The 15,964-nt window shown below is 65.4% G+C and carries 14 protein-coding genes; 3 read left to right on the top strand and 11 right to left on the bottom strand.

The genetic code is table 11. The features are described 5' to 3' along the window. Nucleotides 1–5: 5 nt before the first annotated feature. The 6 genes from AC1C2Q_RS15070 to AC1C2Q_RS15095 are packed head-to-tail and all read right to left on the bottom strand — an operon-like array spanning nucleotide 6 to nucleotide 5,622. The gene (locus AC1C2Q_RS15070; protein ID WP_495432179.1) at nucleotides 6–1,163 is read right to left on the bottom strand and encodes a mannitol-1-phosphate 5-dehydrogenase; all 1,158 of its coding nucleotides are present in this window, start codon (nucleotides 1,161–1,163) and stop codon (nucleotides 6–8) included. Between the two features lie 14 nt (nucleotides 1,164–1,177). Beyond that, entirely contained in the window at nucleotides 1,178–1,612 is a 435-nt protein-coding gene (locus tag AC1C2Q_RS15075; protein ID WP_495432053.1) for a PTS mannitol transporter subunit IIA, read from the bottom strand. 59 nt (nucleotides 1,613–1,671) lie between these two features. Continuing rightward, nucleotides 1,672–3,297, bottom strand: a complete 1,626-nt coding sequence (locus tag AC1C2Q_RS15080; protein ID WP_495450772.1) for a PTS mannitol transporter subunit IIBC — start codon at nucleotides 3,295–3,297, stop codon at nucleotides 1,672–1,674. After that, complete coding sequence (gene ptsP, locus AC1C2Q_RS15085; RefSeq protein ID WP_495450773.1) at nucleotides 3,294–4,979, bottom strand: phosphoenolpyruvate--protein phosphotransferase; 1,686 nt, start codon at nucleotides 4,977–4,979, stop codon at nucleotides 3,294–3,296. Before ptsP ends, AC1C2Q_RS15080 begins: the two co-directional genes overlap by 4 nt. Further along, entirely contained in the window at nucleotides 4,976–5,260 is a 285-nt protein-coding gene (locus AC1C2Q_RS15090; RefSeq protein WP_495432056.1) for an HPr family phosphocarrier protein, read from the bottom strand. Before AC1C2Q_RS15090 ends, ptsP begins: the two co-directional genes overlap by 4 nt. Then, nucleotides 5,257–5,622 carry a PTS sugar transporter subunit IIB gene (locus AC1C2Q_RS15095; protein WP_495432057.1) on the bottom strand — a complete coding sequence of 122 codons (366 nt, stop codon included), beginning with the start codon at nucleotides 5,620–5,622 and terminating at the stop codon, nucleotides 5,257–5,259. Before AC1C2Q_RS15095 ends, AC1C2Q_RS15090 begins: the two co-directional genes overlap by 4 nt. 153 nt (nucleotides 5,623–5,775) lie before the next feature. Between AC1C2Q_RS15095 and AC1C2Q_RS15100 the strand changes: the two genes are divergently transcribed. Continuing rightward, on the top strand, nucleotides 5,776–7,695 hold the full coding sequence (locus AC1C2Q_RS15100) for a BglG family transcription antiterminator (RefSeq protein WP_495450774.1): 1,920 nt from the start codon (nucleotides 5,776–5,778) through the stop codon (nucleotides 7,693–7,695). A gap of 64 nt (nucleotides 7,696–7,759) precedes the next feature. Here AC1C2Q_RS15100 and AC1C2Q_RS15105 read toward each other — a convergent pair whose 3' ends face one another. The 3 genes from AC1C2Q_RS15105 to AC1C2Q_RS15115 are packed head-to-tail and all read right to left on the bottom strand — an operon-like array spanning nucleotide 7,760 to nucleotide 10,553. Continuing rightward, nucleotides 7,760–8,023 (bottom strand): HPr family phosphocarrier protein, encoded by a 264-nt coding sequence (locus AC1C2Q_RS15105; RefSeq protein WP_495432059.1) that lies wholly within the window; start codon nucleotides 8,021–8,023, stop codon nucleotides 7,760–7,762. Between the two features lie 11 nt (nucleotides 8,024–8,034). Next, nucleotides 8,035–9,723, bottom strand: coding sequence for a phospho-sugar mutase (locus tag AC1C2Q_RS15110; protein ID WP_495450775.1), 1,689 nt, complete (start codon nucleotides 9,721–9,723; stop codon nucleotides 8,035–8,037). Then, nucleotides 9,720–10,553: a purine-nucleoside phosphorylase gene (locus AC1C2Q_RS15115; protein ID WP_495450776.1), complete on the bottom strand. Its 834-nt coding sequence runs from the start codon at nucleotides 10,551–10,553 to the stop codon at nucleotides 9,720–9,722. The genes AC1C2Q_RS15110 and AC1C2Q_RS15115 overlap by 4 nt, the downstream gene beginning before the upstream one ends. A 57-nt stretch (nucleotides 10,554–10,610) precedes the next feature. Here AC1C2Q_RS15115 and AC1C2Q_RS15120 point away from each other — a divergent pair, with 57 nt between their 5' ends. Then, nucleotides 10,611–12,050: an NAD(P)H-quinone dehydrogenase gene (locus AC1C2Q_RS15120; protein ID WP_495432062.1), complete on the top strand. Its 1,440-nt coding sequence runs from the start codon at nucleotides 10,611–10,613 to the stop codon at nucleotides 12,048–12,050. 175 nt (nucleotides 12,051–12,225) lie between these two features. Here the strand turns inward: AC1C2Q_RS15120 and AC1C2Q_RS15125 are convergent, their stop codons facing one another. Together AC1C2Q_RS15125 and AC1C2Q_RS15130 are read right to left on the bottom strand one after the other, a co-directional pair. After that, a complete protein-coding gene (locus AC1C2Q_RS15125) occupies nucleotides 12,226–13,989 on the bottom strand; it encodes an acetyl/propionyl/methylcrotonyl-CoA carboxylase subunit alpha (RefSeq protein WP_495450777.1) in 1,764 nt (587 codons plus the stop codon). A 78-nt stretch (nucleotides 13,990–14,067) separates the two neighbouring features. Then, the gene (locus AC1C2Q_RS15130; RefSeq protein WP_495450778.1) at nucleotides 14,068–14,706 is read right to left on the bottom strand and encodes a Maf family protein; all 639 of its coding nucleotides are present in this window, start codon (nucleotides 14,704–14,706) and stop codon (nucleotides 14,068–14,070) included. Between the two features lie 23 nt (nucleotides 14,707–14,729). Between AC1C2Q_RS15130 and AC1C2Q_RS15135 the strand changes: the two genes are divergently transcribed. After that, entirely contained in the window at nucleotides 14,730–15,929 is a 1,200-nt protein-coding gene (locus AC1C2Q_RS15135) for a class I SAM-dependent RNA methyltransferase (protein WP_495450779.1), read from the top strand. Nucleotides 15,930–15,964 lie beyond the last annotated feature (35 nt).

The following is a 15,964-nucleotide window of genomic DNA, read 5'->3' on the forward strand; positions in this document are numbered from 1 at the left end:
CTAGCTCAGAACGTGCGCAGCTCCTGCTGTCGTGCCGCGAACACCTCGTGCACTGCGGCGAAGAGCGGATGCTCCGGCTCCAGCCCCGTGACGGTCGAGGTGAGCACATCGGCGTCTTCGCTGTGCAGCATCCGCTGCAATTCGACGGACTGCTCATCGGTGGGATCATCGAAGGCGACGGCAGCGGCGACAGCTTCCACCAGCGCTGTCGTCTGCAGACCACGCTCTGCGGCCTGCACGGCAGGGCCGATGAACCGCTCGTTGCGTGAGAGCTTGCGCAGCGGTTGGCGTCCCACCCGCTGCACGGTGTCGATGAGGGACGGATTGCGGAACCGTTCCAGAATCTTCGCGCGGTACTGGGCGAGTTCGGCCGGGTCCAAGCCGTGCACGGCGACGAGGACGGCCGAAGTCTCCTCGAGTGCGGCGCCGACCTTGTCAGCGATCTTCGGGTCGGCGAGCGCGTCCGAGATTCGCTCGTGTCCGGCCTGCGCGCCGAAGTATGCGGTGGCCGCGTGCCCGGTGTTCACAGTGAAGAGCTTGCGCTCGATGTAAGGACCGAGATCGTCGACGAAGTGCGCGCCGGGAATGTTCGGTAGGTCACCGTTGAATGGACCCGACTCGATCGCCCACTCGAAGTATGGCTCGACGGTGACATCGACTCCGCCGCCCTCCGGTTGCGCGGGAACGATGCGGTCGACCGCGGTGTTCGCGAACACCGCTCGCGCGGTGAGCTCTTCAGCCTCTGCACCCGCGGCCTTCTCGATCTCGGCGCGCAGTTGATCGGTCGCACCGATCGCGTTCTCGCACGCCATGATCTTCAGCGGCGCGAGGTCGGGGGAGCGCAGCGCGAGCCCTGCGACGATCGCCGGTGCGATGAATCGCAGCACGGTCGGTCCGACAGCGCAGGTGACGACATCGGCGGTCGCGACCTCGTGGGCTACCGCATCCGGATCGTTCTTGCTATTCACCGCACGGAAGCCGGTGACGACGCGATCGGCGCCGCCGGGACCAGCCTCGTGCACGGTGTACGAGTCGACGTCGTTGATGGCATTCACCAGCGCATCGGCGACGTCAGAGAAGACGAGGTCGTAACCGCCCTCGCGCAGCAGCAGACCGACGAAGCCCCGGCCGATGTTGCCGGCGCCGAAGTGGACAGCCTTCATCGCTCGTTCACCGCTCATGATTCATTGACGTCAGACAGCAGCGCGAACAACTCATCCGGTGTCTGCGCGGCGTTGAGCTTCGCGACGTCATCCTCCTCGGAGAACAGGATCGCGATCTGGGAGAGGATCTCGAGATGCTCGTCTCCTCGACCGGCGATACCGATCACGAATGTGGCCTCATCTCCTGCCCAGTCCACGCCGCCGTCATACCGTACGACGGACAGACCTGAGTCGAGGATCGCGGCCTTCGTCTCATTCGTGCCATGCGGGATCGCCAGGCCGTTACCCATGAAGGTCGACACCGTCTCTTCACGCTGGCGCATCGCGTCGACGTAGGCGGGGGTGACTGCGCCAGCCGCGACGAGGATGTCGGTGGCCTCCTGCAGCGCCTCATCCTGGGTGACAGACCCTGAGTGGATACGGACCTGTCCGATTGTCAGAACGCCCATGATGTCTCCTTCTTTCAGTGGTGGGGCGGATGCCGCAGCATCCGCCCCACCAGATGGGATTACTCGCCGGATTCCTTCTGGTCGCGCACCATTTCGACGACCTCTTCATACTTCGGGGAATTCATGAAGTTGTCCACCGAAACGTGAACCGAGTTCGGGGATTTGTCCTTCGCCCGATCTGTCAGTTGCTGCTGGGTGATCACGAGGTCGGCGGTGCCGTCCAGGTTCGCAATCGCCTGGTTGGTGACTGTGACACCTTCGATACCGGCCTTCTTCAGCTTGTTGCGCAGCACGCTCGCGCCCATGGCAGATGAGCCCATGCCGGCGTCGCACGCGAACACGATGTTCTGAATCGGAGCGGTGACGGTCGCGGTGGCCGCTCCTGCCGCTGTGCCGGCCGCCGCGGAGGCAGCCAGGTTCGACAGATGTGCGGATTCCTTGCCCTTGTTCGCCGCGGTCTGCGCGATCGCCGCGCCGAACGTGTCGCCTTCGGCTGCCAGATCACGCTTGCGCGAGGCTCGCAGAATGACACCGGTAATCAGGAACGTCACAGTGGCGGCGATGATGACCGACAGATAGACGACCAGCAGATTGCCGATACCGGAGCCGATGGCGGCGGCGGTCACGGCGATGATGCTTCCGGGAGCTGCCGGGAAGGCCAGCCCGCCGTTGAGGAGCATGTTCGTGGCAACCCCCGACGCTCCTCCGGCGATCAGGGCGAGAATCGTGGTCGGCTTGCTGAGCGCGTACGGGAAGTAGATCTCGTGGATGCCACCGAAGAACTGGATGATCGCCGCACCGGGTGCGGAGGCCTTGGCAGCGCCGACGCCGAAGAACGTGAACGCGAGCAGCAGACCGAGGCCAGGGCCGGGGTTGGCCTCGATGAGGAACAGGATCGACTTTCCTGTCTCTGCGGCCTGTTCGATGCCGAGCGGTGTGAACACACCGTGATTGATGGCGTTGTTCAAGAACAGCACCTTGGCCGGCTCGACGATGATCGACACGATCGGCAGCAGCTGCAACGACACGAGCCAGTCGACGGCGGCTCCGAGCACGGTGCTGATGCCGAGCATCACAGGGCCGAACGCGAAGAAACCGGCGATGGCGAGGAGCATGCCCAGGATGCCAGCGGAGAAGTTGTTCACCAGCATCTCGAAGCCTGGCTTGATCTTGCCGTCCCAGAGCCTGTCCATCTGCTTGGTGATCCATGCGGCCAGCGGGCCCATGATCATCGCGCCGAGGAACATCGGGATGTTGGTGCCGACGATGACGCCCATAGTGGCGATCGTTGCGACGACCCCGCCGCGCTCGCCGTAGACCATACGGCCAGCCGTGTTCGCGATGAGTAGCGGGAGCAAGTAAGTCACCATCGCGCCAACGAGACCGACGTATGCCTGGATGTTGCCGCCGTCGCCTTCGGCCAGCGCTGTCATGGCGCCCGACCACCCGACGATGGCCGAGTCGCCGCCACCGCCGATGATCTCGGCGACCGGATACCAGTGCCAGCCCTTGAAGGGGGTGTCCGCGCCGAAGAACCCGGCGGGAATGAAGAGCATCGTGATGAAGCCCCAGGCAATGAAGGCCGCGATGTTCGGCATGATCATGCCGGAGAGGAACGTGCCGAGTCTCTGCACGCCTACACGGAGCCCGCCCTGTTTCGGGGCGGCTGGTGACGTCGTCGTCATGATGTCGTCTCTTTCTGATGTGAGGGGAGGGCCGCGGCTGCGTCAGTCACGGCATTGCGAGCACCGGCGGCGTCGTCCGCCGCCAGTGCCAACTCGGCGAGGCGCTTGGCTTCGTCGAGGGTGCGCTCAGAGAGCGCGAGTCGAACATCTGCGAGGGCAGCAGGAGCCATCGACAGGCTCGTGGCGCCGAGACCTACCAGCACGACGGCGAGCAGTGGGTCGGCCGCGGCCTCACCGCAGATGCCGACGGGCTTGCCGGTTCTGAGACCGGCCGCGCCGACCTCGCCGACCAGGCGCAGCACAGCGGGATGCCATGGGTCCTGGAAGCTCGCCACGGAGCCGAGCATGCGGTCAGCGGCCATCGTGTACTGGGTGAGGTCGTTCGTGCCGATGGAGGCGAAGTCCGCGTGCGCGAGCACTCGGTCGGCCAGCAGCGCGGCGGCGGGGATTTCCACCATCACTCCTGCTGTCTTTACTCCATACTCACGTGCAAGGGCGGTGAAATACCGCGTCTCCTCGACGGTGGCCACCATCGGTGCCATCACCCACAGATCGGCGTCGGTGGCAGCATCCGCTTCGGCGAGCGCGGTGAGCTGCTCGCGGAGGATGTCCTCGCTCGCGCGCAGTGACCGAAGCCCGCGCAGGCCGAGCGCCGGGTTCTCCTCGTGCGCGTCGTTGAGGAACGCCAGTGGCTTGTCAGCGCCGGCATCCAGCATCCGAACCACGACTTTTTTGCCGGGGAACGCCGCCAGTAGTGCTCGATACGACTCACGCTGCTCGGCGACCGTCGGAGCCTGCGCTGAGGAAAGGAACAGGAACTCGGTGCGGAAGAGTCCGACACCCTCGGCGCCACGTGCCACCGCATCTGCAGCATCGGCTGGCTTGCCGAGATTCGCCAGCAGTGCGATCGCAGTGCCATCGGCGAGTGCACCTGGAGTGGGCGGTGCCGTCTGGGCTGCGTCCAGTGCGGCGGCCCGCTGTGTGGCGCGGTCGAGCTGTTCGGCGCTTGGGTCGGTGGTGACCGTGCTCGCCGCAGCATCCACTATCACGATCGTTCCGGTTTCCAAGGAAGAAGCATCCGCGGCGCCGACGATGGCGACGATGCCCTTCTCACGAGCGAGGATCGCAGTGTGCGAGGTGGGGCCGCCATCGCTGGTGATGAGAGCCAACACCTGCTCGAGATTGAGCAGTGCAGTGTCTGCCGGCGCGAGATCTCGCGCCACCAGCACGAATGGATGCCCGGGGTCGGGCACACCGGGAGCGGCGACGCCGCGCAGATGGGCGAGGATGCGCTGGGCGATGTCATCGAGGTCGGCTGCGCGCTCGCCGAGGTATCCGCCGAGAGCTTCCAGCGTCGCGCGGAAACCGGCGAAGGCGTCGTGCACGGCCCATTCCGCGGTGCCGCCATTGTCGATGCGGGCGTCGACCTCATCCTGGAGTGTCGGGTCCTCGGCAATCATCGCCTGGGCCTCGAGCACCTCCTGCGCTGATCCGCCTGCGACATCAGCGCGCTGCTGCAGCTCGGTGGCTACAGCTGCGACTGCTTCGCGGGCACGCGTGCGCTCGGCATCGGCGCCCAGTGTGCTGGACGTGTTCTCTGGTGCCGGGAGGGCTTCGGCCATGCGGACGACGGGCCCCTGTGCGACGCCCCGCCCGATGCCGACTCCTCGCAACTCGGTCATCCCGCTGCGTCCTGGTCGTGGTCAGTGGTCAGCAGCTCGGTCAGTGTGTCGATGATGCCCTCGGCGCCGTCTCCCTCTGCAGAGAGCGTCACGTAGTCACCGTGATCGAGGCCCAGGGCGATGATGCCCAGGATGCTGGCCGCGTTGACCGGCTTGCCGGAGTCCTTGGCGATCGTCACCGCGATGCCGGACTCTTTGGCGGCCTGAGCGAACAGCTTCGCCGGGCGGGCATGCAGCCCGTGGGTGGAGCCGATCCGTACGGTCCGTGAGACAGCAGTCATGATGTTCCTTTCGCAGTGGGCTTCGCGGTGGAGTTCGCAGTGGACGTCGCGGTCGAGTTCGCGGCGGATGAAGAATCTGAGATCGCGGTCTGGGCGATCGTGAGCGTGCGCGTGCCGTCGAGGTCGGTGAACACATCGTCCGGAAGCACAGCGACCGGTCCGCGAGCTGCGGCATGGATCGCGTCGAGATGGTCGGAGAGGTGAGGGCCGACGAGCACGAGGTCCGCGAAGGCGGTGGAGATGGTCTGCTCGGTGCCGGCGGAGGTTTCCCAGTCGAGACCGACGGCGGATGCGGCACGCCGAAGCCGCTGGGCGACGAAGGTGCTGGACGCGCCAGCGCCGCACACCACCAGAATCCTCATTGATGCCACCTCTTCCTACTCTCCATTCTGGGAAAAGGCTGAGAGGGATGCCACCACGTTCCTTTCCGCCCCTGCGGAACCTGCCGCTCTGGCCCATGGCGGCCGCAGTACTGACATCATGGGAATGCAACGGACCGAGCTCTGGGGAGGATCATGTCGCGACAGCGTCAAGACCAGCTTCTGCAGGCTCTGCTTCGTCAGGACGAATGGGCGACAGCAGCGAGTCTCGCCGATGTGCTCGGTGTGACACCGCGTAGCATCCGCTCATATGTTGCCGCGCTGAACGTGCGCACGACCGACGGCGACGCAGTCGAATCCGGTCCGGCCGGCTACCGCGCCGGTGCAGGGGCGCATGCGGCGCTGCGCACGCGCATGACGGGGGAATCCGCCCCACGCGATCGACTGCACTCGCTGGTGCGGATGCTGCTCGACGCGTCTGACGGCATCGACGTCTACGACACCGCAGAGCGGATGCACGTCAGCGAGGCGACCGTGGAATCGGATCTCGCTCGGGTGCGGGGCTTGCTGGGTGCTGAGCTGCGGATCGAACGCGACCGTGAGGTGGTTCGCCTGCAGGGGACCGAGGTCGCGCAGCGGCGCCTGCTGAGCAGGTTGGCCCATGACGAGATGGATGCCGGATCATTCCATCCGGAAAGCATCCGGCGCGCACTGACTGGGACGGCGGTCGCCGCGCACGCCGTGGGCCCCTTCAAGACCGCACTGGTACGAGAACTCGGCGAACTCGGGTACTACGTCAACGAACTCGCGATCTCTGACGTGCTGCTGCACATTGCGATCGCCGCAGACCGCGTCTCGGCCGGGCGTGCGCTTGAAACCCCGATCTCCGGCACGTGGGAGGAGATTCCTAAGCTCGGCGCAGTGATCAGCCGACTCGCGGGGGAGCACTTCGGCGTTGCTCTCGGTGATGGAGACAGCGCACATCTGGCGACGCTGGTGCTGACACGAGCAATCGCGCCAGGGCAGAACGCGGCATCCGAGGCGGTGCGCAGCGGTGTCGATCCTGGCATCGAAGCCGCAGTCCGCGCCGAGATCGTGCAGGCCGCCGCTGACTATCAGGTCGATCTTGTCGATGAGGCCTTCATCTTGCGACTCGCACTGCACGTGCAGAACCTGCTGCGCCGGGCTCAGGAGCAGGCGTGGACCCGTAATCCGCTGACCCGTTCGCTGAAGTCTTCGTATCCGATGATCTTCGAGGTGGCAGTGTCGATCGCCAGCGGCCTGCACGACCGCCTGGGTGCGCCGATCCACGACGATGAGATCGCATATATTGCCATGCACATCGGCGGCAGGCTCGAACGCAGCCGCAAGGCAGAAACGATCCTCACCGCGACGATCGTCTGCCCTGGCTACTACGAGCTGCATGAGTTGCTGCGCTCGAGTGTCGACAGGTCGCTGGGTTCCTCGGTCGAAGTCACCAGCGTCGTGACAACCGTCGACCCGGACTGGGCGAGCATCGACACCGATCTGGTGCTCACGACGATCGACCCTGGGACGAGTGGCGAGCGCTACGTGCGCATTCAACCGTTCCTCACTGACGCCGATGTTGAGCGGGTGTCGCAGACCGCGGCACGGATGCGCCGGGGACGACGGCTGATGCGCCTGCGCGAAGAGCTGTCACGTTATTTCGTCGCGGATGCCTACATCTGCCCGCTGCCAGATGAGGGCGACGAGGCCATCATCCGCCGCCTGGGCGGGCTGCTCGTAGGTACCGGGCTCATCGGCGACGACTACGTCGAGAACACGATCATCAGAGAACGAATGTCGTCGACGGCGTTCACTGATGCACTGGCAGTGCCGCACGCCTTGCAGATGACCGCTCAGCGCACCGCTATCGCGATCGGTGTCGCCGACGGGTCAGTCGCGTGGGGTGAGGGACGCGTGCAAGTGGTCGCGCTCGCCGCATTCAGCGAGAGCGATCGCACGGCATTCCAGACGGTCTTCGAGCAGCTCGTCGAAGTATTCAGCGAGCGCGACAGCGTGCAGCGGATCGTTCGCCGCGGCACCACGTTCGAGGCGCTGCTCGACGAGCTTGTAGCTGTCATCGACGGCTGATTTCGTCTCGGCCGCACAGAATCAGTTCAGTCGTTCGGGTCCAATTCAGTGTTGCGGATCCAATTCAGCGTTGTGGATCCAGTACCGCGGCCATGGCGTCGAGCACTACGAGAGCATCGGCAGAAGGTGTCGTGTCGAGCACGACCTCGTCGCCGTGCCCAAGTCCGAGTTCCATGACGGCGAGCACGCTGGACAGGTCGACGCTGGCGCCGTCCCGCGTCGTGAGCGTCACTGGGGCGGAATGTTCGAGCGCCAGCCGTGCAAGCTCAGCCACGGGGCGAGCGTGGGCTCCGTGAGCAGTGGTGATTCTCACACGTCGAGTGGGCATCTCTCCGGCGCTCAGGAGCGCTCCTCCAACAGGGTCCGCACGCCTGCCTCGAGGGCAGTTACGATGGCCTTCGCCTCGTCATCTGATGCGCCCTGCGTATCCAGGTACACCTTGAGCTTCGGCTCGGTGCCGCTGGGGCGAACGATCACCCGCGACCCTCCATCGAGGTGGTAGCGCAGCACATCGCCTGCTGGCTGGCCTGCGGGTGCCTGGAGTAGGTCCTCCGCAGACTTGATGGCGACGTCGCCGATTCGGGCAGGTGGCAGTGTGCGCAGCGACAGCATCAGCTTGTCGATGATCGAAAGGTCATCGACCCGCAGCGACACTTGGCCGCTGGCGAAGTGTCCGTATGTCTCGCCGAGCTGGGTCAGCAGGTCGCCCAGTGTCTCGCCGCGCTCGTGCGCCTCAGCCGCAAGGCCGAGTACAGCGATCGCTGCGGAGATGCCGTCCTTGTCCCGGACAGTGTCGGGGTTCACGAGGTAGCCGAGAGCTTCCTCGAAGCCGAAGACCGCGCCGGGTGCACGCGAGATCCACTTGAATCCGGTGAGAGTTTCGTGGAAGTCGAGCCCGTGGTGGGCGGCGATCGCACCGAGCCCGGGGGAGGAGACCAGCGAGCAGGCAAGGGATGCGCCGGGCTGTCCCTCGGCGGCGCGTGCCGCACGAGCGCCGAGCAGCAGCCCGACCTCGTTGCCGCTGAGCCTGCGCCAGCCACCGTTCGCTGACCTGTCGGGGATCGCGACGCCTAGACGATCTGCGTCCGGGTCGTTGGCGATGATGAAGTCGGCCCTGGTGCGGCGCGCCGCCGCGATCGCGAGATCCATCGCGCCGGGTTCTTCCGGATTCGGGAACGCGACTGTACGGAATGTCGGATCGGGATGCAGCTGTTCGCCGACGGTCTTCGGATGGGGATAGCCCGCCGCGCGCAGGATCCGCGAGAACGTCTCCCAACCGACACCGTGCATGGCCGTGTAGACCCAGGTGAGATCCCGGGCTGCGGCCGGTGCAGGAGCGACCGCTGCGGTCGCAGCGATGTACGCCTCAACGACGTCCTCGCCTGCATCCTCGTACCCGATCGATCGGGGAAGCAACGACCCACTTCCGGCATCCGCCACCCGCTGGATGTGTGCCTCGATCTCTGCATCACCGGGTGACACGATCTGCGCGCCATTCTCTGCGCCACCGAGGTAGACCTTGTAGCCGTTGTCGTTCGGCGGGTTGTGACTTGCGGTGACCATGACACCGGCATCCGCACGGAGATGACGTACCGCGAAGGCGAGCACGGGAGTCGGCAGCAGGCGGGGCAGCAGGATCGCGCGCAGGCCAGCGCCCGCGAAGATCTCGGCGGAGTCGAGCGCGAACCGGCGGGAGTTCCGGCGGCCGTCGTAGCCGACGACGACAGTAGGCGTGGCGCCGTTCGCATGAGAGAGGAGATACGAAGCGAAGCCTGCCGCCGCCTGTGCGATCAGTACACGGTTCATCCGGTTGCTGCCGGCGCCGATCGCGCCGCGGAGCCCCGCAGTGCCGAAGGTGAGACGCGTGGCGAAGCGATCGTCCAGGTCGGCACGCGCCGCCGCATCTCCGGCAGAGGCACGGGTGATGATGCCGGCCAGTTCGTCGCGCGTTTCCGCATCCGGATCCTGACGCAACCAGGCACGCGCCTGTGCGAGGCGGTCTGCGGTCTGGTCGTCGATGTCGCTCATAGTGCCTCGATCACACGGGCGAGCAGCGCCGAGATCACAGGCTCTGCTTCCTTGCCTGCTTCGATGACCTCGGTGTGGCTGAGTGGCGTCTTCTGGATGCCGGCGGCGAGGTTCGTGATCAGGGAGAAGCCCAGGATCTCCATCCCGGACTCCCGGGCGGCGATCGCCTCGAGCGCGGTGGACATGCCGACGATGTGTCCGCCGATGTTTTTGGCCATCTGCACCTCAGCCGGCGTCTCGTAGTGCGGCCCGCGGAACTGTGTGTAGATACCCTCATCCAAAGAAGCATCCACGGAGCATGCGATGACACGAAGACGCTGCGAGTAGAGGTCGGTCAGGTCGACGAAATTCGCACCCTCGAGCGGTGAGTCTGCGGTGAGGTTGATGTGGTCGCTGATGAGTACGGGCTGGCCAGGTGTCCAGGTTTCGCGGATGCCGCCGGCGCCGTTGGTGAGCACCATGATCTTCGCTCCGGTGGCGGCGGCGGTGCGGACACTGTGGACGACGCGTCGGACGCCGTGGCCCTCGTAGTAGTGGGTGCGTGCACCGATCACCAGAACATTCTTGCCGTCGGGTGTTCGGACGCTGCGGAGCGTGCCGACGTGGCCCTCCAGAGCGGGCTTCGAAAAGCCGGTCACCTCGGTCGCAGGGATCGTGGCAATGGTCTCGCCGATGAGGTCTGCGGCCTTGCCCCAGCCGCTGCCAAGCGTAAGGGCGATGTCATGCTTCTCGACGCCGCTCAGTCGCGCGATGTCTGCGGCGGCGAGGGCTGCCACCTCGAACGGGTCAGCGTTCGGGGCGTCGAGAGGGTTGTCGTGAAAGTCGGTCATGGCTCCACTCTAAGGAAGGTGACGGCGAGTCCGGAAGATTGCGGAAGAATAGAAGACATGTCTTCCACTCCTTTCGAGCGCACTCAGCGCGTCGCCGTCCTCGGTGGCGGCCCCGGCGGTTATGAAGCGGCGCTAGCCGCGGCTCAGCTCGGCGCGGAGGTGACCCTCGTCGAACGTGTGGGAGTAGGCGGATCTGCCGTGCTCACTGACGTCGTGCCGTCGAAGAGCCTCATCGCTACAGCCGATGCTGCTGTCGCGATTTCCGAGGCGAGTGACCTCGGGGTGCAGTTTTACGCGAAGGGTGGAAATGGCAAGCCGTTGAAGCCGGAGATTGCGATCAACCTCGCTGCGGTCAACAAGCGCCTGCTGGCGCTTGCCGGACAGCAATCCGAAGACATGCGCTCGACGCTGCTGGAATCGGGCGTGAGCATCCTCTCCGGGCACGGCCGTCTGGAGGGGTCGAACGCGATCATCGTGTCGACGGGCCCAGGCGGCACCGACTTCGACCGCATCGAGGCCGACACGATCGTCGTCTCAGTCGGTTCGTCTCCGCGTGAGCTGGACAGCGCCAAGCCAGACGGTGAGCGCATTTTGACCTGGACGCAGCTCTACGGCATGAAGGCGCTTCCCGAGCACCTGATCGTCGTCGGCTCAGGTGTCACGGGTGCAGAGTTCGCTTCGGCGTACATGAACCTCGGGGCGAAGGTGACGCTCATCTCCAGCCGCGAGCAGGTGCTTCCTGGCGAAGACCAGGATGCCGCACGCGTGCTTGAAAAGGTCTTCAAGCGCGGAGGCATGACCGTGCTGTCGAAGTGTCGTGCCGATACGGTCGAGCGCAATGGCGACGGCGTGACGGTGACGCTCTCTGACGGCCGAACGGTCGAGGGCAGCCACTGCCTGATGGCGGTCGGCTCGATTCCGAACACCGCTGACATCGGACTCGAAGCTGCCGGGATCGAACTCGCGGAGTCCGGCCATGTGCGGGTGAACAAGGTGGCGCGCACCTCGGTACCGAACATCTACGCGGTCGGCGACTGCACGAACTTCTTCCCGCTGGCATCCGTCGCCTCTATGCAGGGCCGCACCGCGGTGTTTCACGCGCTCGGTGACATCGTCATCCCGCTGGAGAAGATCAAGATCACCTCGAACATCTTCACCGCTCCCGAGATCGCGACGGTCGGTTGGGGCGAGAAGGATGTCGAGGATGGTGTGGCTGACGGTCTCGTCTACAAGCTGCCGCTCGCCGCGAACCCGCGCGCGAAGATGATGGGCATCAAGGACGGCTTCGTGAAGATCATCGCCCGCAAGGGCTCAGGCACGGTGATCGGCGGTGTGATCGTGGCGCCGAAGGCATCCGAGCTGATTTATCCGATCGCCGTCGCTGTCGAACGTCGCTTGACGGTGGACCAGTTGTCGCGCGTCTTCGCCGCGTACCCGTCGCTCTCCAGCAGCATCACGGACGCATCCCGCGCGATGCACCTGGTGAACATCTCCTAGGCCGCCTCGTTGGTGTGAGCTCGGCGTGCACCAACTTCGGAGATGTGCAGCTTCTTCGGAGAGATTCGCGCAATTCATCCGAAGATGGCGCACATCTCCGAGGCAGGTGCACGGCAAACTGGTGCGAATACGAGAAAGGCCCCGCCGCGGCGGGGCCTTTCTCGTTGGACTCAGGTCAGTTGATCGTCAGCAGCTGATGGCCGGAGGACACCGTGCCGCCTGCTACCGCGTTGATGCTGCCGATCACGCCGTCCTTGTGCGCTTGTAGCGGCTGCTCCATCTTCATCGCCTCGAGAACGATGACCAGATCGCCCTTGACGACTTCTTGGCCCTCTTCGACAGCGATCTTGACGACGGTGGCCTGCATCGGCGACTTGACGGCATCACCTGATGCGCCGGACGAGGCCGACATGGTGTGACTGCGCCGAGACGGGGGGACAGCTGCGGGGCGACCGGAGGTGCCAGCGGCGACAGTGACGCGGTCGGGCAGGCTCACCTCGAGGCGCTTGCCCGCGACCTCGACAACGACCGTGTGGCGGCTTGAAGTGGCAGCAGACTCTTCCATCTCGCCATCCCAGGCGGGGATGTCGTTGTCGAACTCGGTCTCGATCCAGCGTGTGAAGATGCCGAACTCACCGTTCTCCGCGGTGAAGGCGGGGTCGCGGACGACCTTGCGATGGAACGGGAGAACAGTGGGCAGACCTGCGACCTCGAACTCGTCCAGTGCGCGTCGGGCGCGTTCGAGCGCCTCCTCACGGGTGCGTCCGGTCACGATGATCTTCGCCAGCAGTGAGTCGAACGCACCGGAGACAGCGTCGCCAGCGGTTACACCCGAGTCGAGACGGATGCCGGGACCGCCGAACGTCTTGAAGACGTGGATGGGGCCGGGCTGGGGGAGGAACCCGCGGCCCGGGTCCTCGCCGTTGATCCGGAACTCGAAGGAGTGTCCCTGCGGGATCGGGTCGTCATAGTCGATGGTGCCGCCGGCCGCGATGCGGAACTGCTCGCGTACGAGGTCGATGCCGGTGACCTCTTCTGAGACCGGATGCTCGACTTGCAGACGCGTGTTCACCTCGAGGAAGGACACGGTGCCGTCGGCGCCGATCAGGAACTCGCAGGTGCCAGCACCGACGTAGCCGACCTCTCGGAGGATGGCCTTCGATGATTCGTACAGCTGGCGATTCTGCTCTTCGGTGAGGAAGGGCGCCGGTGCCTCTTCAACAAGCTTCTGGTGACGGCGCTGCAGCGAGCAGTCACGTGTGGAGATCACGACGACATTGCCCTCGGCATCCGCCAAACACTGCGTCTCGACGTGACGCGGCTTGTCAAGGTACTTCTCCACGAAGCACTCACCGCGGCCGAATGCGGCGACGGCCTCACGGGTGGCGGATTCGAAGAGCTCGGCGACCTCGTCCAACTCGCGGGCGACCTTGAGTCCGCGTCCGCCGCCGCCGTATGCCGCCTTGATGGCGATCGGCAGGCCGAACTCCTTCGCGAAAGCGATGACCTCGTCAGCAGTCTCGACCGGGCCGGGTGTTCCTGGCGCGAGCGGCGCACCGACCTTGTCCGCGACGTGACGGGCAGTCACCTTGTCGCCGAGAGACTCGATGGCTTCGGGGGAGGGGCCGATCCAGATCATGCCGGCGCCGATCACAGCGCGCGCGAACTCGGCGTTCTCGGCGAGGAAGCCGTAGCCGGGGTGAACGGCGTCAGCGCCTGCTCGACGAGCGATCGAGAGGATCTTGTCGATCTGCAGGTAGGTGGTGGCGCTCGTCTCTCCGTCCAGGGCGTAGGCCTCGTCTGCGAGCCGCGAGTGCAGGGCATCACGGTCCTGGTCTGCGTAGACGGCGACCGAGGATATCCCGGAATCGCGTGCGGCGCGGATAATGCGTACGGCGATCTCACCGCGGTTGGCGATGAGCACCTTGTCGATTGGCATGAGTGCCAGCCTAGCGAGATCGAGCCCGATCCTTTTGACAACTCTCCACAAGAAATTCGTGAAAACGTGGCGGGATGTCTACGACCACAGATCTGTCCACGAGACGCCGAGCTCGATGGCGAGTGCGCGGATGGTCGAGAGTGACATGCCGACCACGGTGGATGGGTCACCGTCGACGCGCGTGATGAAGGCACCGCCAAGGCTGTCGACGGTGAAGGCGCCGGCAACGTGCAACGGTTCCCCGGTGGCGACATACGCGGCGATCTCCTCATCGGTCACGTCAGCGAAGGTGACAGCTGCTTCGGCGACCGCAGTCGCCTCTGCGGGAGCGCTGCCGGGCGTCAACCGGAACACAGAGTGGCCAGAGTGCAGGATGCCGGTCTTCCCCCGCATCTCCTGCCACCGCCGGGTGGCTTCCTCGGCCGTGTACGGTTTGCCGTAGACGCGGCCTCCGAGCGCGAACATCGAGTCGCCCCCGATCACCAGGCCGTCGAACGATGGGTCTTCCTCGGCGAGTCGGTGCGCGACATCCGCAGCTTTGGCCCGCGCCAACAAAAGCACAAGTTCTGCCGGCGGTATGTCAGCACCGCGTTCGGCTACCGCTTGCGCGGTCACGGCATCCTCGTCTGTCTCCGGCGCACGCGTGATCGGCTCGATGCCGACCTGGCGAAGCAGCATGAGGCGAGCGGGGGAGGTCGAGGCCAGGCAAACATGCATGCTGCCCACCGTATCCTGGAGGGATGACTTCCTCTGCGGGCCACCTGCTCGACCTTGACATCACCGGCATCGCGCACGGTGGCACTTTCATCGCCCGTCATGAGGGGCGTGTCGTATTCGTTTCCGACGCGATTCCGGGAGAGCGCGTGCGCGTGCGCATCACTGACGCTGCCAAGTCATCGTTCTGGCGTGGTGAGACCGTCGAGGTGCTGGAAGCGTCACCGCACCGCCAGCCGCACGTGTGGCGGGAGGCCGATGTATCGCGTGACCCGGCAGATCGAGCAGGCGGCGCCGACCTCGGACACATTGAGTTGTCGCACCAGCGCACGCTGAAGCGCCAGGTGCTGCAGGAAGCACTCGACAAGTTTGCGGGTGCAGGCCTCGTGGCCCCAGAGATCAAGCCCGTTGGCGACGGAGACGGCACTGGCTGGCGCACGCGCGTGTCACTGCACGTCGATGATGACGGCATCGTCGGTCCGTATGCGGCACGCAGCCACCGAGTGATCCCGGTGCAGTCACACCCGCTCGCGCGTCGCCGCGTCGCGGCCGAGGCGCTCTCGCAGAAAAACGCGAAGCCCGGACGCATCGATCTCGTTGAGTCTGGCGATGGTCAGGTGCATGTCATCCGTCGTCCGGCGAAGGGCAAGCGCCCAGCCCCGCAGATCATCCGTGAGCAGGTAGGCGAGCGCACATTCCACGTGGATGCCGATGGCTTCTGGCAGGTGCACCCCCGCGCGGCCGACATTCTCGACACGGCCGTGCGTTCGGCGCTTGCCGGCCGGGTCGACCCTGAGGCAACGCATCTCGACCTGTACGGCGGCGTCGGCTTGTTCGGTGCCTCGTTGGGCGAACTCGGCGCGACCAACATCGTCACAGTGGAATCGAGCAAGCGTGCCACCGAGCTCGCGCAGCAGAACCTCGAGGCTTTCGACGTCCATGCGGTCACGGCACGTGTGGACAAGTACCTTGAGGGTTTCCCTGCGGATGAGCGCGTCGGCGCGGTCGTTCTGGATCCGCCTCGCGCTGGCGCCGGTCGCGCCGTCGTAGAAGGCGTGCACGCGCTGAACCCTGATGCGATCGTCTATGTGGCGTGTGACCCGGTTGCGCTCGCACGCGACCTTGGTACATTCCGTGCACTCGGCTGGCAGACGGAATCGCTTGAGGCTTTCGATCTGTTCCCGCACTCGCATCACTTCGAGGTTGTCGCGCTCCTCACACGGTGAGTACTTGGCCCCGCTCGGTGGGTACTCAGCGAATC

The organism is Microbacterium sp. Y356 (genome assembly GCF_059445355.1).

Excerpts from the sequence above, each read along its gene's own strand:
- ptsP (WP_495450773.1), bottom strand. The coding sequence starts at position 4,979 with ATGACCGAGTTGCGAGGAGTCGGCATCGGGCGGGGCGTCGCACAGGGG.
- AC1C2Q_RS15125 (WP_495450777.1), bottom strand. The coding sequence starts at position 13,989 with ATGCCAATCGACAAGGTGCTCATCGCCAACCGCGGTGAGATCGCCGTA.
- AC1C2Q_RS15105 (WP_495432059.1), bottom strand. The coding sequence starts at position 8,023 with ATGCCCACTCGACGTGTGAGAATCACCACTGCTCACGGAGCCCACGCT.
- AC1C2Q_RS15115 (WP_495450776.1), bottom strand. The coding sequence starts at position 10,553 with ATGACCGACTTTCACGACAACCCTCTCGACGCCCCGAACGCTGACCCG.
- AC1C2Q_RS15070 (WP_495432179.1), bottom strand. The coding sequence starts at position 1,163 with ATGAAGGCTGTCCACTTCGGCGCCGGCAACATCGGCCGGGGCTTCGTC.
- AC1C2Q_RS15090 (WP_495432056.1), bottom strand. The coding sequence starts at position 5,260 with ATGACTGCTGTCTCACGGACCGTACGGATCGGCTCCACCCACGGGCTG.
- AC1C2Q_RS15135 (WP_495450779.1), top strand. The coding sequence starts at position 14,730 with ATGACTTCCTCTGCGGGCCACCTGCTCGACCTTGACATCACCGGCATC.
- AC1C2Q_RS15095 (WP_495432057.1), bottom strand. The coding sequence starts at position 5,622 with ATGAGGATTCTGGTGGTGTGCGGCGCTGGCGCGTCCAGCACCTTCGTC.
- AC1C2Q_RS15110 (WP_495450775.1), bottom strand. The coding sequence starts at position 9,723 with ATGAGCGACATCGACGACCAGACCGCAGACCGCCTCGCACAGGCGCGT.
- AC1C2Q_RS15080 (WP_495450772.1), bottom strand. The coding sequence starts at position 3,297 with ATGACGACGACGTCACCAGCCGCCCCGAAACAGGGCGGGCTCCGTGTA.
- AC1C2Q_RS15130 (WP_495450778.1), bottom strand. The coding sequence starts at position 14,706 with ATGCATGTTTGCCTGGCCTCGACCTCCCCCGCTCGCCTCATGCTGCTT.
- AC1C2Q_RS15075 (WP_495432053.1), bottom strand. The coding sequence starts at position 1,612 with ATGGGCGTTCTGACAATCGGACAGGTCCGTATCCACTCAGGGTCTGTC.
- AC1C2Q_RS15100 (WP_495450774.1), top strand. The coding sequence starts at position 5,776 with ATGTCGCGACAGCGTCAAGACCAGCTTCTGCAGGCTCTGCTTCGTCAG.
- AC1C2Q_RS15120 (WP_495432062.1), top strand. The coding sequence starts at position 10,611 with ATGTCTTCCACTCCTTTCGAGCGCACTCAGCGCGTCGCCGTCCTCGGT.